Below are 23734 nucleotides of genomic sequence, written 5' to 3' on the forward strand. Positions count from 1 at the left end.
CAGGGAGAAAAGTCATGAACGCCATGCGCATGATGATCGCTATTGTATGGCTTACCGGACTGCTGCCAGGGATGGCGCAGGCATCGGATGCCGATCAATTTGTTGCCGCCAGCCGCAGCCAGCAGGCTGAGATGCTGACCCGCTGGGCCATCGCGCCGGATGCCGCAAGGCTGCCGTTACTGCAGGCGCTGCAAAACGAAAATCTGTTTGCCGACAGCCAGAAGCATGCCTTTGCGCGACGCAATGGCGAGATGGTGGCGCTGGGAGATTCCCCTGCCGCAGAAGGGCAAACCAAAGCCGTACGCCTGACCAACCGTCTGCGGGTGCTGGCCGCCACGGCCAACGCTACGCATCAACTTATCAGTGACAACGTCACGCAGCGGCGGGCCGCCGCGCGTCAGTTACAGCGGGATGCGCAGCCGGAAATGATCGGCCTCCTGCAAACGCGGGTAAACAGTGAAACGGACGATGTGGCACGCCAGTCGCTGCTGCTGGCGCTGGCTAATCTCCAGCTCGCCAGCCCGCAGGCTGACGTGCGTCTTCAGGCGATTGAACGACTCGGGCAGTCTGACGACCCGGACGTGCCATCCCGACTCATGCCGTATACCCAGGCGCAAACCGAACCGGATGCCCGTGTGCGAGCCGCTGCCGGGGAGAGCCTGAGTCAGATCCAGCACCGTCTGATGTGGGGCGATCTGCTTGGGCAGGCGTTTATGGGGCTGTCGCTGGGCTCGGTCCTGCTGCTGGCGGCGCTGGGGCTGGCGATCACCTATGGGCTGCTGGGGGTCATCAACATGGCGCACGGCGAGATGCTGATGCTGGGGGCGTACGCCACGTGGATGGTTCAGCAGGCGATGGCCGGATTGACGCCTCAGTGGCTGGCGCTGTATCCGGTTGTCGCGCTGCCCATCGCCTTCTGCCTGACCGCCGGCATCGGGATGATCCTGGAACGCACCGTGATCCGCCATCTCTACGGTCGTCCGCTGGAGACATTACTCGCCACCTGGGGTATCAGCCTGATGCTGATCCAGCTGGTACGCATGACGTTTGGCGCGCAGAACCTGGAGGTGGCAAACCCGGCCTGGCTGTCCGGCGGGGTGCAGGTATTTGCCAACCTGACGCTGCCGTGGAACCGCATTGTGGTACTGGGCTTTGTGCTGATGGTGCTGTTCTTTACCTGGCTGGTCCTGAATAAAACCCGTCTGGGCCTGAACGTGCGTGCGGTAACGCAAAACCGCAGCATGGCGGCCTGTTGTGGGGTGCCGACCGGGCGCGTCGATATGCTGGCGTTTGGTCTGGGCTCCGGCATTGCCGGTTTAGGCGGCGTGGCGCTCTCCCAGTTGGGCAACGTCGGGCCGGAACTGGGCCAGGGTTACATTATCGACTCTTTCCTGGTGGTGGTGCTCGGCGGCGTCGGACAGCTGGCGGGGAGCGTGGCGGCGGCCTTTGGCCTTGGGATCTTCAACAAAATTCTTGAGCCGCAGATGGGGGCCGTGCTGGGCAAAATCGTCATTCTGGTGGCCATCATTCTGTTTATCCAGAAACGCCCGCAGGGATTGTTTGCGCTGAAAGGGAGGGTCACTGACTGATGAGCCAGCCACTTACCTTAAAACTGGCGCGAAAAGCGCCACGCACCACGCAGATTGCAGGCAGCCTGCTGGTGGCGTGTCTGCTGGTATTGCCGTTCTTTGCGATGTTGCCCGCCACCCATCCGCTGGCGCTGTCGACCTGGATGCTGACGCTGATCGGCAAAATCCTGTGCTACGCCATCGTTGCGGTGGCGCTCGATCTGGTGTGGGGATACGCCGGCATGCTCTCGCTGGGCCACGGGATCTTCTTCGCGCTGGGCGGATATGCGATGGGCATGTACCTGATGCGCCAGGCCGCGGGTGATGGCCTGCCCGCGTTTATGTCGTTTCTCTCCTGGAGCGAACTGCCGTGGTTCTGGTGGGGGACGCAGCACTTTGCCTGGGCGCTGGTACTGATTGTAATGGTGCCGGGACTGCTGGCGCTGGTGTTTGGCTGGTTTGCCTTTCGCTCCAAAATCAAAGGGGTCTATTTTTCGATCATGACGCAGGCCCTGACTTACGCGGGGATGTTGCTGTTCTTTCGCAACGAAACCGGGTTTGGCGGCAATAACGGCTTTACCGGTTTCACCACGCTGCTGGGCTTTTCCGTCACCGCAACCACAACCCGTATCGCGCTGTTTCTGGCGACCGTGATGCTGCTGCTCCTGACGCTCGGCACCGGTTTTGCCCTCGCCAGGAGTAAATTTGGCCGCATTCTGACCGCCGTACGCGATGCTGAAAACCGCCTGACGTTTTGTGGCTACGATCCGAAGGGGTTTAAGCTGCTGGTGTGGACGCTTTCCGCCGTGCTGTGTGGTCTGGCGGGGGCGCTCTATGTCCCGCAGGTCGGGATTATTAACCCGGGTGAAATGTCGCCGACCAACTCCATTGAAGCCGCTATCTGGGTGGCGCTGGGCGGCCGTGGCACGCTGGTTGGCCCGGTGATTGGCGCGGCGCTGGTGAACGGCGCGAAGAGTTTCTTCACCGTCGCGATGCCGGAGTACTGGCAGCTGTTTCTCGGGCTGATTTTTATCGCGGTTACGCTGTTTTTACCGCGCGGCGTCTACGGCCTGTTTCGTAAAGGAGAGAAATAATGCAGCCAGCCGAAGGATTATTTACTCGCCAGCTGCCCGGGGATCGCTATCGCGAGCAGACGGACCCGGTGCTGCAGCTGGATAAGATCAACGTCAACTTCGATGGATTTCAGGCGCTGACGGATCTCACGCTGAACATAGGCGTGGGCGAGTTGCGCTGCGTAATTGGCCCCAACGGCGCGGGGAAAACCACGCTGATGGACGTGATCACCGGCAAAACGCGGCCAAAAAGCGGTAAAGCCGTTTATGACCAGTCGGTAGATCTGACCCTGCTTGAACCGGCCGCCATTGCCCGCCAGGGGATCGGGCGCAAGTTTCAGAAGCCGACGGTCTTTGAAGCGCTGACGGTATGGGAAAACCTTGAGATCGCCATGAAAACCGACAAGTCCGTCTGGGCAAGCCTGCGGGCCAAACTCAACGGCGAACAGCGCGATCGTATTGATGAGATGCTGGTCCTGCTGCGGCTGGCCAGTGAACGCGACCGCCGCGCCGGGCTTCTGTCGCACGGGCAAAAACAGTTCCTCGAGATCGGTATGCTGCTGGTCCAGGATCCGCATCTGCTGTTGCTGGATGAACCCGCCGCCGGGATGACGGACGCGGAGACCGAGTATACCGCCGAGCTTTTCCGGACCCTGGCAGGCAAGCACTCGTTGATGGTGGTTGAGCATGACATGGGATTTGTTGAAACCATTGCCGATCGCGTGACCGTACTGCATCAGGGACAGGTGCTGGCAGAAGGCTCGCTGCGCGAGGTACAGGCCAACGAGCAGGTAATTGAAGTCTATCTGGGACGCTAAGGAGACTTGATGTTACAGGTTAACGAACTGAATCAATACTACGGTGGAAGCCATATTCTGCGCGGCGTGAGCTTTGAGGCCATTACCGGCGAAGTGACCTGCCTGCTGGGGCGCAACGGCGTGGGGAAAACCACGCTGCTGAAGTGTCTGATGGGGCTGATCCCGGCGAAAACGGGTGAGGTTATCTGGCAGGGGAAAAAGATCACCCACAGCAAGCCGCACCAGCGGGTACAGTCTGGGGTCGCGTATGTGCCGCAGGGACGTGAGATTTTCCCGCGCTTAACCGTGGAAGAGAATCTGCTCATGGGGCTGTCGCGCTTCTCAGCCCGCGAAGCAAAGCATGTCCCGGAGGAGATCTGGCAGCTTTTCCCGGTATTAAAAGAGATGAAGCACCGACGCGGAGGCGATCTCTCTGGCGGACAACAGCAGCAGCTGGCGATTGGACGCGCCCTGGCGAGCCGTCCGCAGCTGCTGATCCTCGATGAACCCACCGAAGGCATTCAGCCCTCGGTGATTAAAGAGATTGGCCACGTGATCCGCCAGCTTGCAGACCGGGGGGACATGGCGATCCTGCTTGTTGAGCAGTTTTATGACTTTGCGGCAGCGCTGGCAGACAGCTATCTGCTGATGTCTCGCGGCACCATTATCCAGCGAGGACGGGGAGACAACATGGAGCAGGAGGGCGTTCGCGGACTGGTTGCGATCTGAAATGTTATAATATAACATCCTCATTCTTATAAAAACGGAGTGAGGATACTGTTGTGGCTGCACATATTGGAAAATTTGCGATGACTCTGGGGGCGCTGCTGGTCAGCGGCCAGCTGTTTGCCCACTCACACGGTCACCAGATGACCGAAGCGGAGCAAAAGGCGGCAAACGGCGTGTTTGCAGATAAAGACGTTAAGGACCGGAAACTGTCCGACTGGGATGGCACCTGGCAGTCCGTTTATCCCTTCCTGCTGGATGGCTCGCTGGATCCGGTCTTCAGAAAGAAGGCGCAGAAGGACAATAAAACCTTCGACGAGATCAAAGCCTATTACCGCACGGGGTACGCCACCGACGTGGAGGCTATCGGCATCGAAAATAACGTCATGGAATTCCACAAAGGTAAAGAGGTCAGCCGCTGTCAGTATGATTACAGCGGCTACAAAATTCTGACCTACGCGTCAGGCAAAAAAGGTGTTCGCTATCTGTTTGAGTGTAAGGACGCGGGCAGCAAGGCGCCGAAGTTTGTTCAGTTCAGCGACCACACCATTGCGCCAAAAGCCTCTTCCCACTTCCACATCTTTATGGGCGATACCTCTCACGAGGCGCTGCTGAAAGAGATGGATAACTGGCCGACCTATTATCCAAACGAGATGTACAAAGAGCAGGTGGTGGAGGAGATGTTGCACCACTGATGCTTTATTGCAGGCCGGGTGACGGCTACGCCATACCCGGCCTGCGATTAGGATTTTGTCGGTCGGGTAAGCGCAGCGCCACCCGACACGCTATCTTCATTTTTCACGCTCATGCCACGCAAAATCATCAACCATGCAACGACAATGGCGGCCATCATAATCACGAACAATGACCAGTGCGGCAGGTTGGTCAGGATAATGCCGGTGATCATCGGGTTAGCTGCCGCGCCGAGCCAGCCCAGCGCCTGGGCGGAGAAGTAGCTTGCTTTCATTCCCGGCGGGGCGATGTTGTCGATCAGCATGTATTCACCCGGCGCATAAATAATCTCACCCAGCGTAAAGATGGCGGCAGCGATGCCCCAGTAAATCAGGTTTTCCCCGGAGAGCATAAAGCCCCCCAGCCCCACGATAAAAAACAGCGTCGCGGCGGTCATCAGCGGGCGAATATTGCTGGCAGAGATCTTACGACCGAGTGCGTACTGCAGCGTCACCACCACGGCGGCGTTGACGGGCAGCACTACGGCGACCACCTTTTCGGCGAAATCACTGTCTGCATGCGCGGCCAGGACATACTGCGAAATACAGCTCGCGAACGACCCGCCGAGGTATGACGCGAGCAGGCCAGAGAGCGTATACCAGAATAACGCCCGATCTTTCAGCAATACCGACGGCTGCCACGTTGTCTTCTGCTCAGCGGTATCTAACGCAACGCTTTTTTGCACAAAGAAATGGATAAACCCCAGCGGCAGGGCGGCACAGAACGCGGCCAGCCAGAACGGCAGCTGCAGGCTGTACATCACCAGAAACGTGCCGAGAGGCGGCCCGACCGTCCAGCCGATATTCAGAAAGCTGTAGTTCAGCGAAAACACGCGGGCTTTTTCACTGGAGGTCAGCACGTCAGAGAACCAGGCTTTCAGCACCGTCGAAAACACGGAATAGGCGCAGTTGATCAGCGAAAAGAAGAGCACCACCAGCGTGACGTTATTGACCAGCGGGATCGCCACAAAACCGGCGATAAACGCCACGATGGCGATCAGCATGTAGCGCTTTTTATCAAACTTATCGGCCAGAATGCCAAATCCCAGACTGAATACCACGCCGATGGTTAACGCAATGGTCAGGGCATAACCAATATTCCCGACGCTCATGTTAAACACACGCGTGAGATAAATCGTCATGAACGGCAGCGTGGCCCCACGACCGATGGTTAACAACAATGACGATGCCAGCAGCGCTGCGGTTGAGCGCCTGAGAGATGGTTTCATATTCCTGCCCGACAAATGCTTATGCTTTTTTTAGTTGTGTCCTAAAAGGAGTATCACGACATAAGAGGCTTGTATAGCGGCTAATTTATCCGTAAGTGCTTCAGCTGCCTGCCAGAATTAATGATCTTCTCGTAACGCGCTTTTTTCTGTTACCTTCAAGTGTTAACAAATTATTAATAAATCAGGGGCAGGGTATGACGCGTAAAGACGGACTGCTGGCATTGCTGGTGGTCATCGTATGGGGACTCAATTTTGTGGTCATTAAAGTGGGATTGCATAACATGCCCCCACTGATGTTGGCAGGCTTGCGTTTTATGCTGGTGGCGTTCCCGGCACTGTTCTTTGTTGCCCGCCCGAAAATTCCGTTTACCTTGCTGCTGGGTTATGGCCTGACCATCAGCTTTGGCCAGTTTGCGTTTCTGTTCTGTGCCATCAAATTCGGGATGCCGGCCGGGCTGGCCTCGCTGGTACTGCAGGCGCAGGCGTTCTTTACCATCATTCTTGGCGCGTTTGTCTTCGGCGAGCGTTTGCAGGGTAAACAGCTGGCGGGGATCACTTTAGCCGTGTTTGGCGTGCTGGTGCTGATTGAGGCCAGCCTGAACGGTCAGCATGTGGCGTTACTGGGCTTTATGCTGACGCTGGCGGCGGGTCTGAGCTGGGCCTGCGGCAATATCTTCAACAAGCTGATTATGCAGCATGAGGCACGCCCGCAGGTGATGTCGCTGGTGGTCTGGAGCGCACTGATCCCGGTGGTGCCGTTTATGGTCGCGTCGCTGATTTTTGACGGCCACGCGGTGATGCTGAAGAGTCTGGTTGAAATCGACCTTACCACCATTCTGTCGCTGGTTTATCTGGCGTTTGTCGCCACCATTGTGGGCTACGGTATCTGGGGTTCACTGCTGGGGCGGTACGAAACCTGGCGCGTGGCGCCGTTATCGCTGCTGGTGCCGGTCGTCGGGCTGGCCAGCGCTGCAATCCTGCTGGATGAGAAGCTGAGTGCATTACAGCTGCTGGGGGCGGTGCTGATCATGGCCGGACTGTATATCAACGTGTTTGGCTTGCGCGTGCGTCGGGCGACGCGGGTGCGGGGATAGGGCAGAAAAAAGCCCCGCATCCGCGGGGCAAAAACGAATCAGAGGCCGTGCTGATTATAATAAGGCACGCCTAATTCGTCGGATTTGTCGCTACCAGTCCCCATGTGGTTGAAATCATAGGGAGACCGGTCATGTGCTGACGGCAAAATCATCGTATCATGATTATTTTGCTGCGTTGCACGGGGTGTTTGCTCCGCGAAGGTCTGGCTGGAAAACAGCACCAGCAAGGCGAGGGCGGCGGAGGCGGTAAGGTTCATGATTTCCTCGGTTACGTCTTTACAGGCGATGATTAACTACAATGTTTTAGCGGATACAGGTATCGGGATTCACCCGGCACGCTGGTGATTCGATACTTATGAGGCGGCACGTCGAAGTAGTTCTTAAACGTACGCGTCAGGGTTTGTTGCGATTCAAATCCGTAACGCTCCGCCAGATAAAGGATCGGTTCATTGCTTTCTTTCAGTTTTTGGGCAATTTCCGTCAGCTTGCGGCTGCGAATATATTGACCTAATGAATGACCGGTCTCTTTTTTGAACATCCGTTGCAGGTGCCATTTGGAGTAACCTGAACGCTCTGACACTTTTTCAAGGGAGAGCGGCGATTCCAGGTTATCTTCGATCCAGTCCAAAATGCTATGAATGGTGATAGCGTCAGTATTGCGTCTGGACATCGTCATACCTCTTTTTCTGTTTACGGCAGTATTTTCTTAAGCAAAAGCTCAAGCGTTGCCACTTCATCTGCCGTTAAGTTTTTTGTTAGTTCCTGATGCAGTGTTTGTCCTACTAATTGATGACATTGCTCACACATATCCGCACCGTCGCTGGTGAGTGTCACCAGGACGCCGCGCTTGTCATTCGGGTTAGGGCTTCGTTCTATCCATCCTTTACAGACGAGACGATCCAGCATGCGGGTCAGCGCGCCCAGATCGACAGAGAGCACCTTTTTTAATTCAACCGGGGTGATGCACACCTGACAGCGAATGGAGCACAGCACTTTAAACTGTGTTGCGGTGATATCCAGCGGCGACAGATAGTCATTCAGCAGGCGGTCTTTTTTCTGGTTAACCAGATGAATAAGACGACCCAGTGGAACAACGTCGTTGAAGATATCACTGGTGCTTTTCACAATGGTTGCCCTGGCAAGTAGTTTAGTCACGGCAGATATTATTGCTCAGGCAAGTATAAGTCAACTGAATGGATCTGCGGATGCCACGAATTGCTAAAACGTTTCATGAACTTTTGTTGGGGTCTTTCAAATCATACAGATAACGCAGGGTTATCGTGCCCGGATGAAAATAATCGTTACGTTGAGTGCATGGCTCAACGTCACACTTTCACCCTATAATTGCGGTGATAAACATGGATAAGGACAACGACGCACTATGTTGGATTTGATAAAAGCAATTGGTCTTGGGCTGGTGGTATTGCTGCCGTTGGCCAACCCGTTAACGACGGTAGCGCTTTTCCTCGGGCTGGCAGGGAATATGAACAGCGCAGAGCGTAATCATCAGTCGATGATGGCCTCAGTGTATGTGTTCGCCATCATGATGGTGGCTTACTACGCCGGTCAGCTGGTGATGAATACCTTCGGGATCTCCATCCCGGGCCTGCGTATCGCCGGGGGGCTGATTGTGGCCTTTATCGGTTTCCGCATGCTGTTTCCGGCGCAAAAAGCGCATGAATCGCCTGAAGCGAAGAGCAAATCCGAAGAGCTGGAGACCGAACCGAGTGCGAATATCGCCTTTGTACCGCTAGCCATGCCGAGCACGGCAGGGCCAGGGACCATTGCGATGATCATCAGTTCTGCCTCAACGGTACGTGACGGCACTACGTTTCCGGACTGGGTCGTGACCGTTGCACCACCGCTGATATTTGCACTGATCGGCATTATTGTGTGGGCGTCGTTGCGCAGTTCCGGGGCAATTATGCGCTGGGTCGGCAAAGGCGGTATCGAGGCGATTTCCCGTCTGATGGGGTTCTTGCTGGTATGTATGGGCGTGCAGTTTATTATTAACGGCGTGCTGGAGATTATTAAGACCTATCATTGATGTGTTTGCCGGGTGGCGCTGCGCTTACCCGGCCTACGCCTATATCGATAATTTATGTGAATATAAATCAATTCTGAAAATTATTTCTTTTACTTATTTCTGAGGTAAAAAAACGCTGCCTTGCTTGCCGCGTGTTACCACTTAAAGTAACGTACTGCACTCATTTCTTTTCAGGATATATGGATATGCGTGCTAAAACGTCTCTTATTGCTTTAAGTTCTTTGTTCCTTGCATTAAATGCCAACGCTGGTCTGTTCGATTCAACACCTGATTTTAAATGCGGTCGTGAAGACGCTATTTCTGCTACGCAGTCGAAAATCAGAAATGATGCGGTTAGTAAACTACAGAAAACATATATCTCTTCACCTTCGAAATTCTATGGCAAACCGCTTAAGGATTACATTGCTAAAGTGAATGAGATCGGGCTTGTTTTAGAAAACGTCACCACAAAAACCAATCAAGATAATAAAGCGATACTTAGCTGTAATGCTAAAGTTTCACTCACCGTGCCAGCAGATATCATGAGCTACATTGGATCCCATCCGAACCAACTGGGAGGGATAACTAACGGCGATGGTAAAATTCTTAACAACAGCGTTCAGTGGGACAAATTTGTCTATTCAATGTCCCTGGCCGATAACGGTAAAGATATTTCTGTTTCATATGAATACGGAAACAGGGATTATGTTTCTGAATCATTGGCTGGGATAACAATTCTTATTATGAATAAAAACGACCTCGAGAAGGACGAACTCATCAGTAAATTAAATAATGCCAAATATATTTTTGCTGATAGCGATCAACGTCTGAACGATCTCTGGAAGCAACTTCCTGCTTCTGTTAAAACCTCAATGAAAAAAGAGCAGAATGCCTGGATTAACGAAAAAGCAAAAAAATGCGGAAAAATTAGCGACGCATCATCAGAACAAACGCCGCTCTCTGTCAGAACCGACATCTATACTTGCCAGACCAAAATGACCGACGACAGATACTATTATTTGGGTGGCAGTGAAGAAGCGGAATATTAATGCAGTACGCAATTTAATTTCACAGTCCAATTGGTCTCGTAGGCCGGGTAAGGCGTAGCCGCCACCCGGCACAAACAGACGTCACCCGTGCTGCCCCTGTTCCTCCAGCGCCACCGGCCATTTACGGAAGATCAACACCGACCAGATAAGCGCCACCAGCGCCGGAATGGCCCCCAGATAGCCAATCGCCGACATAGATACGTGCAGAATCACCTGATTGCCCACCAGCGCACCCGCGCCAATTCCCAGGTTAAAAATGCCCGAGAACAGCGACATCGCCACGTCTGTGGCATCCGGCGCGAGGGCCAGCACTTTCACCTGCATCCCGAGACCGATAATCATGATCGCCACACCCCAGAACAGGCTGAGGATCGCCAGCTGGCTTTCACTGCCCGCGGCGGGCATCAGCAGCAGCAGACACGCCAGCAGCAAACCGATGGCGCTGCTCACCAGCGCTGAAGCGTGCTGATTGCCAAGCTTGCCGAAAAGAATACTGCCAATAATGCCCGCCCCGCCAAGGAGCAGCAGGAGAAGGGTGGCAAAATTGCCGCTAAAGCCGGCCACCACCTGAACGAACGGCTCGATATAGCTGTAAGCCGTATAGTGGGCGGTGACCACAATAACGGTAAGCAGATAAATGCTCAGCAGCGCCGGGCGACGCATCAACAACGGCAGGCTTTTCAGTGAGCCGGAATGTTCGCTTGGCAGCTTCGGCAGCAGTTTCACCAGACACACCAGGGTAACCAGCGCTCCCATGCCAATGGCGAAGAACGTGGTACGCCAGCCGAAGTATTGGCCCACGATACGGCCAATCGGCAGGCCCAGCACCATCGCCAGCGCGGTCCCGGTGGCAATCAGGCTCAGCGCCTGGGCGCGTTTCCCCGCCGGTGCCAGTCGGATAGCCAGCGACGCGGTAATCGACCAGAAAACGGCATGCGCAAAGGCGATCCCGACGCGGCTTAACACCAGCACCGTAAAATTCCACGCCAGGAACGACAGCACGTGGCTGGCGATAAACAACGCAAACAGCCCGATCAGTAGCTTACGCCGCTCCATCTGGCTGGTCAGCAGCATAAACGGCAGCGACATCAACGCCACCACCCAGGCGTAAATGGTCAACATAATGCCCACCTGCGCCGTTTCCATCTGGAAACTCTCTGCGATGTCAGACAACAGCCCAACCGGAACAAATTCTGTGGTGTTGAAAATAAACGCGGCAATAGCCAGCGTGACCACGCGTAGCCACGCAACCCTGCGGGAAACTGTGTTCGTTGTCATAGGGATGTCGGAGATTCGTTGCAAAAGAAGAGGAGACGATCTTAAAGCCTTGCACGGCGAAAACTCAACCATTATGTGATGCAGATCTCAATATTTACCTTATGAAAGCGGTAGCCGGAGGCAGGGTTTTCATTGAATATAAAAGAACACTCCAACAAAAACAGGCGGTAAGACAGTGCAGGAGATTGATTTTTATCTGGTCGATGCGTTTAGCAATGTGTCATTTGGCGGAAATCCGGCTGCCGTTTGCCCGCTCAAGGCGTGGCTGCCGGACGAAACGTTACTGAAAATGGCGCAACAGCATAATCAGTCGGAAACCGCATTTTTCGTCTGTACGAAAGGGGGCATTGAGCTACGCTGGTTTACCACGCTGACCGAAGTTAATCTTTGCGGTCACGCCACGCTTGCTGCGGCGTACGTTCTGTTCAATGAGCTGGACTATCCTGACTCGCGGATCCACTTCGAAACAGCCTCTGGCCGCCTGACGGTGAGCCGGGAGGGGGAGTGGCTGACGCTGGATTTCCCGGCATGTCCCACGCATGAAGAGACGCCCCCGCCGGAGATGCTCGCGGCGCTCGGTATCCGCCGCTACGTTGAAGCCCGCAAAGGCCGCGCATGGGTGGTGGTGCTGGAAGATCGCCAGCAGGTTGAAGCGCTCGCACCGACAATTTCAGCCATGACGCCTGGCGAACATAAGGTTGCCGTTACGGCGCGGGGCGACGGGGATTACGATTTCGTCAGCCGCTTTTTCTCCCCCGGCGTTGCCGTCTGGGAAGATCCGGTGACCGGCTCTGCACATACCATGCTCATTCCTTACTGGAGCGAAAAATTGGGTAAAACGACGATGTTTGCCCGTCAGGTTTCCGCGCGGGGCGGCGACGTGCGGTGCGAGCTAAAAGGCTCGCGCGTGCTGATGAGCGGACAGGCGTCATGCTATTTGAAAGGCACAGTTTTTCTGCGCTAGATACCTATAACAACAGAGGAAAAGACAATGCAGGAAATTGATTTTTATCTGGTGGATGCCTTCAGCGACAGGGCTTTTGGCGGCAATGCCGCGGCGGTATGCCCGCTGGAAGAGTGGCTTTCGGATGAGACGCTGCTCAAAATGGCGCAACAGCATAACCAGTCCGAAACAGCCTTCTTCGTGCGTACCGACACCGGCTTCGAGCTGCGCTGGTTCACTACGCTGCATGAAATTAATCTGTGCGGCCACGCCACGCTGGCGGCGTCCCACGTGATTTTCGAATACCTTGATTATCCGCATACCGAAATCACCTTCACCACGCGCTTCGTGGGTGAGCTGACGGTGAAACGCAGCGGCGACTGGCTGACGCTCAATTTCCCTGCGTGGTCGACCGAGATGGTTGACAATCCACCGCCAGGCCTGTTCAGCGCGCTGGGGATAGCCCAGGCTAAAGAGGTCCGCGTCGGACGGGATTACATGGTGGTGCTGGAGAGCCAGCAACAGGTGGAAGCCTTAACCCCGGATATTGCAGCGATGGCGCCGCTGGGGAAAATGGTCTGCGTGACGGCACCAGGAGAGGAGTATGACTTCGTCAGCCGCTTCTTCTGCCCGGGCGAAGGGGTACCGGAAGATCCGGTCACCGGATCGACGCACAGCATGCTGATACCGTACTGGAGCGAGAAGCTGGGCAAAACGTCGATGAACGCCCGCCAGGTTTCGTACCGTGGCGGGGATCTGCGCTGCGAACTGAAGGGCGACCGTGTGCTGATTGGCGGCCAGGCGACGCTCTATCTGAAAGGGCGTATCTTCCTGCGCTAGCTGAGCGAGGCGCCGCCGCATATCACCATCTCCTGGCCGGTGATGGCGGCGGCTTCATCGCTGAGCAAGAAATTCACCAGCCCCGCGACCTCTTCTGGCGTGATAAGACGGCCGATGGGCGGACAGGCAGGCGGTGAACTTTCTCGCCCCGGTGCGCTAAGCATCGGCGTTTGGGTGGCGCCCGGCGCGACCACGTTCGCGGTGATCCCACGCGGGGCCAGTTCCGCCGCCCAGCTTCTGACCATCCCTGTCATCGCCGCCTTGGTGGCAACATACTGCGAACGACCTGCCGCCCCGCGGGAGGTTCTGCTGCCAATCGCCACAAATCGTCCACCGGCGGCCATAGCGGGCGCGAAATGGTTAAACAGGGCTTCGCAGGCCTGAACGTGCAGTTGCCACAGTGACGCGCCAACCCTGCTTTCCAGTTGCCCCAGTGGGGCGGCGGCCATCATCCCGGCGGCGTGGATCACCGCCTGCGGTGTCGCGATGGCGTGCAGGGCGCTGTTCAGCGCCTCAGGGTCGGTGATATCCACGCGTAACCCCGTAAAGCCAAGGGTATCCGGCATCACGGCGCGGCGGCTGAGTCCGGTGACCTGCCAGCCTTCCGCCAGTAAACGCTTAACGATGGCCTCACCAATTCCGGAGCTGGCTCCGGTCACGACGGCGTGACGCATGTCAGACCTCCAGCATTGAACGAGGAACTTTAAACACCGCTTTGCGCACGGTCATCGGCGCGCCGCTGGCGCACAGCGCCTGGTGTGGTTCTCCAGGATAAAAGACCGCAAAGTCACCCGCGCCAAGGCGGATCCCGACGCTGTGTGCCGATGAGCTGGCAATGAACAGGTCCGCTTTACGCTCTTCGTCATCCGGCTTGCCAACAGGGCGCGCGCCGGCATAGATAAGTTCTTCTCCCGCCAGCACAACCTGAATATCCGCCCACTGGTGATGGTACTCCGTATGCCGCTCCGCGCGCGGCTGCGTCTGCGCCGGACCAATCTGGCAAAACCAGGGGGCATTGTCCGGCTGCCAGCGGCCGTCGTCGCGTTCGCTAAGCGCCTCCAGCGTGCAGTCCGGGCGGGACAGCAGGGCAAACAACACTGGTGGTAACCCTGCCAGCGGCAGGGCGTCGAGATGTCCGATAATCATGCTGACTCCTTGACCCACTCGGGCGTCACCCGCACGTATTTTATGGCCTGACGAAAGTAGGTGTAGGCGATATGCAGGCTGCCATCCGGACTCTGTTTAATGCTCGGATAGGAAAACTCACGGTTCAGTTTCTCCAGAGAGTTGTTAGTCATGCAGTAGCCATCTCCCTCGTCCAGATGCCGTTGCCACGGCCAGCTTTTGCCTCCGTCCGGCGAAATGGCGACGGTCATTGGCGCACGTGGGGCACCCCAGAAGGCGGTTCGACCGTGGGTCACAACAGGCTCTTTACGACCATCGCCATCGTCAATTTCATCGTACAGCGAGGTGCGACGCTCCTGCGCCCCGGCGGCGCTCATGAGGTTAAACACCAGCGCCAGCTCGCCACTGGCAAGCGTTGTCACCTGGATAGAGGAGTTGTTGTTAGGTAATACCGTGGGCTCCGGCACGGACCAGCTTTCGCCGTTGTCCGTTGACTGGCTGTAATAAATGTTATCCGCCCAGCGGCTGCGGAACAGGGCAATCAGGGTGCCATTGCGCAGCGGGGTGATATTCATATGGACGCAGCCCAGGCTGTCCGGCACCTCGACATCACGCCAGGTTTTGCCCCCGTCTTCGGAGATTTTCACCGCGCTGATGTCATCGTTACCGACCCATTTCTCACCCGGCCGGGTGCGGCAGTAAAACACCGGCAGCAGCCAGTTCCCGTTCTCCAGCACGACAATCGGCTGACGAATAAAGGTGCCGGGTTTATCGAGCAGGGTCGCGATGCCCCCCCAGGTTTTACCCAGATCCCGGGACTGGCGATAGCGCACAATAGCGGTGTCCTGGTTGCCGGACATTTGCGCGGTCCACAGCAGCCACAGCACGTTATCGGGTGCCAGGAACAAAACCGGGTTCTGTTCGGAGCGCGTGGCATCATCCGACAGTTTTTCTGCCTCACTCCACTGCTGGCTTCCCGGTGACAGGCGCGAACCCCACACAGAGATATCCGCAATACCCTCCTGGGTACCGCCAAACCAGACGCACATCAGCGAACCATCCGGCAGCGGCAGCAGATTTGCCGCGTGGTTTTGTGGGCAGGCGGAAGGCAGCATGGCCGCCTCCACGCGCGTATCCTGTTGTGGGCGAATAATCCCGTCGCGGGTTACGGTTACAGACATATCAGACTCCATTGTTTTCAACGGGGGTTGGCGCTTTACCCTGTGCCTTTCCCGGAATGAGACGGTCGATGACCATGATGACCGCAGGGGTCAGCAGGGCGATGTACATATTGTTAATGCCAAACGGATCGCCCAGCAGATACCAGACAGAGGTCACGACGCAGGCGCCGATCAGCCCAGCATTGGCTCCGCGGGTACTGCGGAAGAACGGGGCGTAGAATGCGATGACCGCCACGACGGAAATCGACAGACGAATGGCGCGGGTAAAGAACGACAGCTTCAGGACTTCAGGCACCAGCAGAACAAAAATCAGCGGCAGGAAACCAATCAGCAGGGAGATCCAGCGGGTAGCTTTAAACTCCTGCTCGGGGGTCGGGTTGCGCATCGGCACGTAGAAATCTTTTACCACCAGGGAGGCAATGGCGAGCGCCACGGTACTGACGCTGACGAAGATGGACGCCACCAGAGAGGTGGTGACCAGACCGGCCAGCCACGGGTTCATATCCTGCAGGAAAATCGGCATCGCATACAGGCTGTCGATCTCCGGATGCAGGTATTTTGCCGCCACGCCAATCACCGCAATGGCCAGCGCGATCGGCAGGCAGAAGAAGAACGCGACCCAGGTGGAGCGTTTAGCCGATTTAACATCTTTAGTGGATGAGATGGCCTGGATCACAAACTGAGTGCAGAAGATGGAGCCAATGGTGCCGATGAGCCATGCGAAAATGGTCGACGCGCCGATGTTGCCATCCCAGGTCCAGTAGAAGTCCGGCATGTTTTCGATCATCGGCGTGAAACCGCCGGTTTTGGATAACGCAAAGCCCATGATGGCCAGAATGCCGAAGTATTTCAGCGCACTGTGCAGCACGGTTACCCACGCCACGCCTTTCATGCCGCCGAAGGCGAAATAGAAGGTACTGACGATAGCCGTAATGAAAGCGGCAACGGGCAGATTGACTTTCAGTACGGTAGAAATGGCTGCTGCGCCGCTGACGTAATTCCCCACATTCACCAACAGCAGGGCGTAGATCATGATGAGGGAGATAATGTTTTTGGTGCTGTTACCGTACTTTTCAGCAATCGCACCCGAGATGGTGATTTTCCCGGTGTTGTATATGCGTTTTACCAGCAACAGGCCAAAAAGCGGGAAACCAATCGCGGCCCCGATGACGGACCATGACGCAGCAAACCCGTCCTCAAACGCCGCCTGCGCGGTGCCGATGGTGGATTTAGCGCCGATATACTCAGACATCAGCAGGATCCCGACAATAAACGCCGGCATCGCACGGGAGCCTTCCATAAAGTCCCCGGAGTTTTTACTGCGGATCCGGAAGGTCAGCCAGGTGGTGAACAGGATGTAGGCAATGACTATGCCCACAATGATCAGGGTATCTTCAGCGGTAAAATTATTCATCTTTGCCTCTCTTCAGGGCGTGTGAATCCTGGGCACCTGAGGTACCCGGTATTCTTATTGACGAAACCAACGCCGTTTAGCTAAGTGACGTTGTCACTATCTGGCGAATCTGTTGGCACTGCTGCTCGCTAAACGCCACGGCATAGCGACTCTCTCCGACATCCTCGCCCATGATTTGCAGGGCCTTTTTAACGGCGGCAGGGGAAAACGCCACGCTGTAGAGCTCGGTGCGGAGCCGGGTGACGCGCTCCTGCGCCTGCCGGGAACCTTCAACATCACCCGCGTTAAAGCGTGACCAGATGGCGTTGATCGCCGCTGGCGCCACGTTTGCCAGCCCGGAAATACAGGCTGAACATCCCTCGACGAAGCCCTGATGGATCAGTGAATCTGGTCCGTTCAGCACGTCGAACCCGTCAATGTCGCTTACTGCGTTGAGGAAACCACGCAGGCTTTCATAGCTCCCGGCACTGTCTTTAATACCTGAAATGTTGGGGTGTTCGGCCAGCGCCCGTACCGTGGCGGGCTCAAGGGTGTTGCCGGTCCGCGCCGGAATGTTGTACAGAAAAACCGGTACGGTTAGCGCGTCAGCGACGGCGATGTAGTGTGCGATGAGTTCAGACTGTTTCAGCGGCACGAAGTAAGGGGTGATGACGGAAACCGCATCCACACCCAGCGCGGCGATCTGTTTTCCCAGCCGGATGGTGTCGCGGGTGGAGATTTCGCCAATATGCGCCACGACGGGCGCGCGTCCGGCGACGGTTTCCACACAGGTCCGGGTGACCGCGATTTTTTCCGCTTCGTTCAGGACAAAAAACTCGCCGTTGGTTCCGCCGCAAAAAATGCCGTTTCCGGCGTCCAGCTGCCGGGCAACCTGCCGCGTTAAGCCGGGAAGGTTGAGTTCGCCTTCCGCGTCAAAGGGGGTGACGATGGCCGTCAGCACGCCCTTGATGTTGTTACGCATTTCTTACTCCTTGACTATGCATGTTCAGGAAACAGTGTCCGGTAAATCGCCTGCACCTCGTCGTGATTCACCTGACAGGGGGCATTGTTCATTAACCGTTTAACGTTCAGGGCGGCATCGCTCAGGGAAGCGATGTCTTCGCGCGGCACGCCCAGGGACTCAAGGTTGTCCGGCAGGTTGAGCCGACGAACCAGCGCGGCAAAGTACTCCACCAGCGCGTGAGATTTTTCGTCATCGGACAGGCTGCTGTCCGCGCCTGGCACGAGATCCCAGACCTGCGCAAATTTTGTCACGCAGTGGGGACGAACCACCCTCATGCAGGGCGCCAGAAGAATGGCGTTGGCCACGCCGTGCGGTAGGTAATATTTCCCGCCAAGCGGATAAGACAGGGCGTGAACCAGGTGTGTGCCGGCATGCGCAATCGCGACCCCGCCGTAATAAGAGGCCCACAGCATTTCCAGCTTTGCCAGCAGGTTGCCCGGCTCAGCGCAGGCCGTTTCAATGTTCTTCAGCAGCTTAGCGAGCCCGGTCAACGCCGCATTATCGCTGACCGGGTTGGCGACCGTGGCGGTGAAGCACTCAATCAGATGGCACAGGGCATCGATGCCGGTGGAGGAGGCAATATGCGCGGGCATGCTGGTGGTCAGTTCCGGCAGCAGGGCGACGTAATCGGGCAGCAGGACCGGAGAGATAATACCGACCTTCGTGTTTTGCTCCGGTATCGCCAGAATAGCGTTCGGCGTGGCTTCTGACCCGGTTCCGGCGGTGGCGGGGATCAGAAGTGAGGAGATGCGTGCCACCGGTTTTACCCCTGCCAGCAGGCTGTCCAGCCCCGGTGACAGCGGGTGACAAAGCACGGAGAGCAGTTTCGCCACATCCAGTACGCTGCCGCCGCCGATCCCGACCACGACATCAAACGATCCGCAGTTTAACCTCGCGAGCAACTGGCTGACATCGTGGTGGGAGGGTTCAGGCGGCACCGTGTCAATCACCGTGACGCGGCGGTTGCCCTCTTCAAGAATTGAACGGATCTGTGTTGCCGCCTCCAGACGCGCAATGTTGCCGTCCGTAACCAGCAAGAGCTGCGCGTTATCGGTGAGTAATGGCCTGATGGCGGCGAGCGCATTTGCGCCGCTAATAATGGTGCTGTTGAGGGTAACCACGCTTTTCTCCTGTCTTTGTGTCCATGATTAAATTCGCTCAATTAAGACGCTTCATGGTCATCGTGTGGCTAAATTTATAATTTATTCGCAAACTGATTAACTTGATCTTGCTCACATATAATCAATCATGATTGAATATAATCATTAACAGGAAAAACGAGCCCGGAGTGGGAATGAAAGAAAACAACCTGTTCAGAGACGTCGTTGTCGTTGCAGATGACTTTACCGGGGCAAACGATGCGGGTGTCAGCCTGGCGCTGAGCGGTAAGAAGGTCAGCGTGGCATTCCACACCCCCTTTACCCAGCCGGTGGATGCACTGGTTATTAATACCGATTCCCGTGCGCTGCGGGCACCAGAGGCGGCCGAAAAAGTGGCCGTACTGGGGGCGGATATTGCGGATGCGCACTGGCTCATCAAAAAGATTGATTCCACGCTGCGCGGCAATGTAGGGGCAGAAACAGGCGTCCTTAAGGCAGTAAGCGGCAAACGGCAGGTGATTGTGGCGCCAGCATATCCCGCGGCAGGGCGGATCACACGCCACGGCAGGTGTCTGGTGAACGGCATTCCGGTGGATGAAACCGAATTCGCCAGCGATCCGAAAACGCCCGTCCCGTCTGCCACGATTGCTGACCTGTTTACCGACGTGAGTTGTCAATCCGTGACGGTAAACACGCTGGCAGCCGAACTGGCGCAGGGAACGGAGTGGCTCATTGTCGATGCCCAGTGTGACGAGGATCTGGACGCCATTATTGCCGCCGCGCTGACCTGCCCGCAGACACCGCTGCTGGTCGGGTCTGCCGGGTTATGTGATGCGCTGGCACGCCATCTCGCCCCCGTGAAGCGTCAGCAGCTGCTGGCGGTGGTGGGATCAATGAGTGAGATCGCTCAACGTCAGATTGCGCTGGCCGCTGCAGAGCCTGCGGTTTCGTCGGTATTTATTGATGTTAATGATGTGCTGAAGGGGGAGACGGCGAGCGTGCTCATGCGCATCACGCAGGCCCTGAAGGCGGGCCGTCACTGCATCGTTCATACCTGCCCGGACCATGAGGCGCGACATCAGGTTGAACGGCTTTGCGCGCAGTATCAAATGACCCGGACCGAACTGGGTGAAACGATCTGCGCCTTCCTGGGAGAGATTACCCGAGAGGCACTGACGGCATGTCCGCCGGATGCGTTGTATGTCTCAGGCGGCGATGTGGCAATGGCCGTCGCCAGTGCGCTTGATGCGCAAGGATTTGAAATAACAGGGCGCGTCGCAGGATGCGTCCCTTACGGCAAATTTCTGGGTTGTGCCTGGCACCAGCCGGTAATGACCAAAGCAGGGGGCTTCGGAAAAGAAGAGACGCTGCTTGAGGTGTTGCATTTTATCGAGGAGAGACTGAGTGACTAACATTATTGCTGTAACCATGGGTGACCCGGCGGGCATTGGCCCGGAGATCATTATCAAATCCCTCACCGGGAGCGAATTAACGGGAGCCCCGGTTGTCGTGGTGGGCTGTGCCCGCACGCTCAGGCGGGTGCTGGATGATGGGATCGTGGGGCAGGCTGACATCCATATCATCAGGCAGGTTAGCGAGGCCCGTTTCGCACCCAACGTGATTAACGTGCTGGACGAACCGCTGGCCGACCCTGATGCCCTGAAGCCCGGCGTGGTCCAGGCTCAGGCGGGGGATTTAGCCTATCGCTGCGTGAAGCGCGCGACGGAACTGGCGATGGCGGGGGACGTGAAAGCGGTTGCCACGGCGCCACTGAATAAAGAAGCGCTGCATCTGGCCGGACATCACTACCCCGGGCATACCGAGCTGCTGGCCCATCTGACGCACAGCAAAGACTACGCTATGGTGCTGTACACCGATCGGCTGAAGGTCATTCATATCACGACCCATATTGCGCTGCGTAAATTCCTTGATACGCTCAATCAGGATCGGGTAAAAACCGTCATCGGCATTGCGGATACCTTCCTGAAGCGGGTGGGCTTTAGCGCACCTCGTATTGCGGTTGCGGGCGTGAACCCGCATGCGGGAGAAAATGGCCTGTTTGGCGATGAAGAGATCACGATTGTTGGCCCGGCCGTTGCGGCGATGAAGGCGCAGGGGGTCAACGTCACCGGACCGTGCCCGCCGGATACGGTATTTATGCAATGCCACGAAGGAATGTATGACATGGTCGTTGCGATGTATCACGATCAGGGGCATATTCCGCTAAAATTGCTCGGCTTTTACGACGGGGTGAATATCACCGCCGGATTGCCGTTTATCCGCACCTCTGCAGACCACGGAACCGCGTTCGATATTGCATGGACCGGTAAAGCCAGGTCGGAGAGCATGACGGTGTCTATTCAGTTGGCTATGCAAATTACACGGGAATAATATGAAGGGATATAACCGGTTAGAGCAGATAATGGATTACCTCAAAGGGCACAACCTGGTCACGGTGGATCAGCTGGTGGCGATCACCGATGCCTCACCGGCGACGATCCGCCGCGACCTGATTAAGCTTGACCAGGAGGGCGTCATCAGCCGTACCCACGGAGGCGTTACTCTTAACCGGTTTATTCCTTCCCAGCCGACCACGTCCGAAAAAATGCAGCGCAGTCTGGCAGAAAAACATGCCATCGCCAGCGCGGCCGCGAGTTTTGTGAAAGCGGGGGATGCCATTGTGCTGGATGCCGGTACCACAATGATTGAACTCGCGCGTCAGCTCACGCATCTGCCGCTTCGCGTCATCACCAGCGATCTGCACATTGCGCTGTTTCTCTCTGAGTTTAAACAGATTGAAGTGACGATCATTGGCGGCCGTATCGATGATTCGAGCCAGTCCTGTATTGGTGAGCACGGGCGTCGGCTGTTGCAGAATGTCTGGCCTGATGTGGCTTTTGTCAGCTGTAATGGCTGGGATATTACCCGCGGTATCACGTCGCCTACGGAAGAGAAGGCCGCGCTGAAGCGGGATTTAATAGCCAATGCAAAACGCCGGGTGCTGCTGGCAGACAGCTCTAAATACGGTGCCTGGTCGCTGTTTAATGTGGCGCACCTGAACACCCTGACGGATATCGTCACCGACAGCAGGCTGGATGAAGCGGCCCGGACCCAGCTGGAACAGCTTGAGACCCGCCTGACGCTGGCGTCATGACATAAGTTAAAACTATGAAGTCCGAACAGATGGCAGACGCTATGTTGAAGCCTGGCCTCACAAAAAAAGCAAGGAGCCTGCCATGTATTCCATTACCTCTGAATCTGCCCGTCATCCGGACATCCTCAAGCTGATCGCGGCGCTTGACCGTTATCAGAGCGAACTCTATCCCGCTGAAAGCAATCATCTGCTCGATCTGGCTGCGCTGCCTGAAGCCTCGCTTATCCTGATGATCATTCGCGACCCGCAGCTGCAGGCCGTGGGATGTGGCGCCGTGGTGCTTAATGGCGACGGTACCGGCGAGATGAAACGGGTCTATATCGATCCGACCCATCGCGGGCAACATCTGGGCGAGAAGCTGCTTGCTGCCCTTGAGGATGAAGCCCTGAGTCGTCACTGCCACACCGTGCGCCTGGAGACAGGGATCAAGCAACACGCCGCCATTCGCCTGTATGAACAGTGCGGATATGAACGCCGTCCGGCGTTTGCGCCGTATGTCGACGATCCGCTGAGCCTGTTTATGGAGAAGGCTCTGGTTGTCGACGTTCGTTTAGCAGCGCTATAAACGCTTCGAGCTGGCGGGTCATCGCCCCACGACGCCACACCAGCCAGGTGGTCAGCCAGCGCCAGTTCTCCGCCAGCGGCCACGCCTCTACCTGATGATGCCCCGGCATGCTCTCCAGCATGGAGCGGGGCATTAACGCAATACCCGCCCCTGCAATCACGCAGGCGAGCATACCGTGATACGACTCCATCTCATGGATCCGCCCGGGCGTGGCGCGGTCTGCGTGAAACCAGCTTTCCAGATGACGTCGATACGAACAGTTTGCGCGAAACGCGTAGACATCGCTGCCGCTTACCTGAGCGGCGCGCGTCACCTCCGCATGTCCGGCGGGGGTGACCAGCATCATCTCTTCCCGGTAGACCGGCATGCCTTCCAGCTCCGGGTGTGAAAGTGGCCCGTCGACAAACGCCGCGCTTAAGGTGCCTTCCAGAACGCCGTCAATCATCGTTCCGGACGGGCCGGTAGAGAGCGCGAACTGAATGCGCGGATAGCGCTGGTTAAACGCCGCCAGACTTTCCGGGATCCGCACGGCGGCGGTGCTCTCCAGGGCGCCAAGGGCAAATAACCCCTGCGGCTCATCACCGGCGACGACCATGCGCGCCTCGTCAACCAGCGCCAGGATTTGCTTGCTGTAGCGCAGAAAGTTGTGCCCGGCGGGAGATAAGCGCAAACGCTGGCTCTCCCGGATAAACAACTCAACGCCGAGATCGGCCTCAAGCTGGCGGATGCGGGTGGTGAGGTTAGACGGAACGCGATGCACCTTCTGCGCCGCCTGGGTAATGCTGCCGGTCAGGGCAACGGCGTTAAACATTTCAAGCTGAGTTAAATCCATAGCATT

The 23734-nt window shown here is 56.6% G+C and carries 26 protein-coding genes; 14 read left to right on the forward strand and 12 right to left on the reverse strand.

Annotation, left to right across the window (positions count from 1 at the left end; translation table 11 throughout):
- The first annotated feature begins 14 nt into the window (after positions 1-14).
- The 5 genes from urtB to zinT are packed head-to-tail and all read left to right on the forward strand — an operon-like array spanning position 15 to position 4859.
- Positions 15-1589 (forward strand): urea ABC transporter permease subunit UrtB, encoded by a 1575-nt coding sequence (gene urtB, locus PUZ33_RS02620; RefSeq protein ID WP_058680451.1) that lies wholly within the window; start codon positions 15-17, stop codon positions 1587-1589.
- On the forward strand, positions 1589-2662 hold the full coding sequence (urtC, locus tag PUZ33_RS02625) for an urea ABC transporter permease subunit UrtC (RefSeq protein WP_014831895.1): 1074 nt from the start codon (positions 1589-1591) through the stop codon (positions 2660-2662). Before urtB ends, urtC begins: the two co-directional genes overlap by 1 nt.
- Positions 2662-3459: an urea ABC transporter ATP-binding protein UrtD gene (urtD, locus tag PUZ33_RS02630; RefSeq protein ID WP_014831896.1), complete on the forward strand. Its 798-nt coding sequence runs from the start codon at positions 2662-2664 to the stop codon at positions 3457-3459. The genes urtC and urtD overlap by 1 nt, the downstream gene beginning before the upstream one ends.
- 9 nt (positions 3460-3468) lie before the next feature.
- Positions 3469-4167, forward strand: a complete 699-nt coding sequence (urtE, locus tag PUZ33_RS02635) for an urea ABC transporter ATP-binding subunit UrtE (protein WP_062676621.1) — start codon at positions 3469-3471, stop codon at positions 4165-4167.
- Between the two features lie 53 nt (positions 4168-4220).
- Positions 4221-4859: a metal-binding protein ZinT gene (gene zinT / locus PUZ33_RS02640; RefSeq protein WP_058680449.1), complete on the forward strand. Its 639-nt coding sequence runs from the start codon at positions 4221-4223 to the stop codon at positions 4857-4859.
- A gap of 47 nt (positions 4860-4906) precedes the next feature.
- On the opposite strand, the gene ydeE is transcribed toward zinT, so the two are convergent.
- Positions 4907-6124, reverse strand: coding sequence for an efflux MFS transporter YdeE (ydeE, locus tag PUZ33_RS02645; protein ID WP_058680448.1), 1218 nt, complete (start codon positions 6122-6124; stop codon positions 4907-4909).
- 194 nt (positions 6125-6318) lie between these two features.
- Between ydeE and eamA the strand changes: the two genes are divergently transcribed.
- Positions 6319-7218: an O-acetylserine/cysteine exporter gene (gene eamA, locus PUZ33_RS02650; RefSeq protein ID WP_014831900.1), complete on the forward strand. Its 900-nt coding sequence runs from the start codon at positions 6319-6321 to the stop codon at positions 7216-7218.
- A gap of 38 nt (positions 7219-7256) precedes the next feature.
- Here eamA and marB read toward each other — a convergent pair whose 3' ends face one another.
- From marB to marR, 3 genes are read right to left on the reverse strand one after another with little or no spacing between them, the layout of a single operon-like run.
- Entirely contained in the window at positions 7257-7475 is a 219-nt protein-coding gene (gene marB / locus PUZ33_RS02655; protein ID WP_014831901.1) for a multiple antibiotic resistance protein MarB, read from the reverse strand.
- 32 nt (positions 7476-7507) lie between these two features.
- Positions 7508-7888, reverse strand: a complete 381-nt coding sequence (gene marA / locus PUZ33_RS02660; RefSeq protein ID WP_008502237.1) for an MDR efflux pump AcrAB transcriptional activator MarA — start codon at positions 7886-7888, stop codon at positions 7508-7510.
- 20 nt (positions 7889-7908) lie between these two features.
- Positions 7909-8343 carry a multiple antibiotic resistance transcriptional regulator MarR gene (gene marR, locus PUZ33_RS02665; RefSeq protein ID WP_014831902.1) on the reverse strand — a complete coding sequence of 145 codons (435 nt, stop codon included), beginning with the start codon at positions 8341-8343 and terminating at the stop codon, positions 7909-7911.
- A gap of 256 nt (positions 8344-8599) precedes the next feature.
- Between marR and PUZ33_RS02670 the strand changes: the two genes are divergently transcribed.
- Together PUZ33_RS02670 and PUZ33_RS02675 are read left to right on the forward strand one after the other, a co-directional pair.
- On the forward strand, positions 8600-9265 hold the full coding sequence (locus tag PUZ33_RS02670; RefSeq protein WP_013096626.1) for a MarC family NAAT transporter: 666 nt from the start codon (positions 8600-8602) through the stop codon (positions 9263-9265).
- A gap of 185 nt (positions 9266-9450) precedes the next feature.
- Entirely contained in the window at positions 9451-10293 is an 843-nt protein-coding gene (locus tag PUZ33_RS02675; protein ID WP_058680447.1) for a lysozyme inhibitor LprI family protein, read from the forward strand.
- A gap of 81 nt (positions 10294-10374) precedes the next feature.
- On the opposite strand, the gene PUZ33_RS02680 is transcribed toward PUZ33_RS02675, so the two are convergent.
- Positions 10375-11571 (reverse strand): sugar transporter, encoded by a 1197-nt coding sequence (locus PUZ33_RS02680; RefSeq protein WP_029883786.1) that lies wholly within the window; start codon positions 11569-11571, stop codon positions 10375-10377.
- 175 nt (positions 11572-11746) lie between these two features.
- On the opposite strand from PUZ33_RS02680, the gene PUZ33_RS02685 reads away from it, so the two are divergent.
- Complete coding sequence (locus tag PUZ33_RS02685) at positions 11747-12535, forward strand: PhzF family phenazine biosynthesis protein (RefSeq protein WP_020688617.1); 789 nt, start codon at positions 11747-11749, stop codon at positions 12533-12535.
- Positions 12536-12562: 27 nt separating this feature from the next.
- Positions 12563-13354: a PhzF family phenazine biosynthesis protein gene (locus PUZ33_RS02690; protein WP_014831906.1), complete on the forward strand. Its 792-nt coding sequence runs from the start codon at positions 12563-12565 to the stop codon at positions 13352-13354.
- Here the strand turns inward: PUZ33_RS02690 and PUZ33_RS02695 are convergent.
- From PUZ33_RS02695 to PUZ33_RS02720, 6 genes are all read right to left on the reverse strand, one after another.
- The gene (locus PUZ33_RS02695; RefSeq protein ID WP_058680446.1) at positions 13351-14028 is read right to left on the reverse strand and encodes an SDR family NAD(P)-dependent oxidoreductase; all 678 of its coding nucleotides are present in this window, start codon (positions 14026-14028) and stop codon (positions 13351-13353) included. The genes PUZ33_RS02690 and PUZ33_RS02695 overlap by 4 nt on opposite strands.
- 1 nt (position 14029) lies before the next feature.
- Positions 14030-14500, reverse strand: coding sequence for a YhcH/YjgK/YiaL family protein (locus PUZ33_RS02700; protein ID WP_058680445.1), 471 nt, complete (start codon positions 14498-14500; stop codon positions 14030-14032).
- Positions 14497-15660: a sialidase family protein gene (locus PUZ33_RS02705; protein WP_058680444.1), complete on the reverse strand. Its 1164-nt coding sequence runs from the start codon at positions 15658-15660 to the stop codon at positions 14497-14499. Before PUZ33_RS02705 ends, PUZ33_RS02700 begins: the two co-directional genes overlap by 4 nt.
- A 1-nt stretch (position 15661) precedes the next feature.
- Positions 15662-17074, reverse strand: coding sequence for a sodium:solute symporter family protein (locus tag PUZ33_RS02710; protein WP_013096620.1), 1413 nt, complete (start codon positions 17072-17074; stop codon positions 15662-15664).
- 76 nt (positions 17075-17150) lie between these two features.
- Positions 17151-18035: a dihydrodipicolinate synthase family protein gene (locus PUZ33_RS02715; RefSeq protein ID WP_058680443.1), complete on the reverse strand. Its 885-nt coding sequence runs from the start codon at positions 18033-18035 to the stop codon at positions 17151-17153.
- Between the two features lie 14 nt (positions 18036-18049).
- Positions 18050-19198, reverse strand: coding sequence for an iron-containing alcohol dehydrogenase (locus PUZ33_RS02720; RefSeq protein WP_058680442.1), 1149 nt, complete (start codon positions 19196-19198; stop codon positions 18050-18052).
- A gap of 173 nt (positions 19199-19371) precedes the next feature.
- Between PUZ33_RS02720 and dtnK the strand changes: the two genes are divergently transcribed.
- The 4 genes from dtnK to PUZ33_RS02740 all read left to right on the forward strand — a co-directional run bounded on the left by dtnK (position 19372) and on the right by PUZ33_RS02740 (position 22896).
- Complete coding sequence (gene dtnK / locus PUZ33_RS02725; RefSeq protein WP_058680441.1) at positions 19372-20589, forward strand: D-threonate kinase; 1218 nt, start codon at positions 19372-19374, stop codon at positions 20587-20589.
- Positions 20582-21568 (forward strand): D-threonate 4-phosphate dehydrogenase, encoded by a 987-nt coding sequence (locus tag PUZ33_RS02730; protein ID WP_029883778.1) that lies wholly within the window; start codon positions 20582-20584, stop codon positions 21566-21568. The genes dtnK and PUZ33_RS02730 overlap by 8 nt, the downstream gene beginning before the upstream one ends.
- A 1-nt stretch (position 21569) precedes the next feature.
- Positions 21570-22331 carry a DeoR/GlpR family DNA-binding transcription regulator gene (locus tag PUZ33_RS02735; protein WP_029883777.1) on the forward strand — a complete coding sequence of 254 codons (762 nt, stop codon included), beginning with the start codon at positions 21570-21572 and terminating at the stop codon, positions 22329-22331.
- Between the two features lie 82 nt (positions 22332-22413).
- The gene (locus tag PUZ33_RS02740; RefSeq protein ID WP_013096614.1) at positions 22414-22896 is read left to right on the forward strand and encodes a GNAT family N-acetyltransferase; all 483 of its coding nucleotides are present in this window, start codon (positions 22414-22416) and stop codon (positions 22894-22896) included.
- Here the strand turns inward: PUZ33_RS02740 and ptrR are convergent.
- Positions 22850-23728 carry a putrescine utilization regulator PtrR gene (gene ptrR / locus PUZ33_RS02745; RefSeq protein WP_013096613.1) on the reverse strand — a complete coding sequence of 293 codons (879 nt, stop codon included), beginning with the start codon at positions 23726-23728 and terminating at the stop codon, positions 22850-22852. The two genes, PUZ33_RS02740 and ptrR, sit on opposite strands and share 47 nt — an antisense overlap.
- Positions 23729-23734 lie beyond the last annotated feature (6 nt).

This window comes from Enterobacter cloacae complex sp. 2022EL-00981, assembly GCF_028737495.1.
Lineage (GTDB): Bacteria > Pseudomonadota > Gammaproteobacteria > Enterobacterales > Enterobacteriaceae > Enterobacter > Enterobacter cloacae.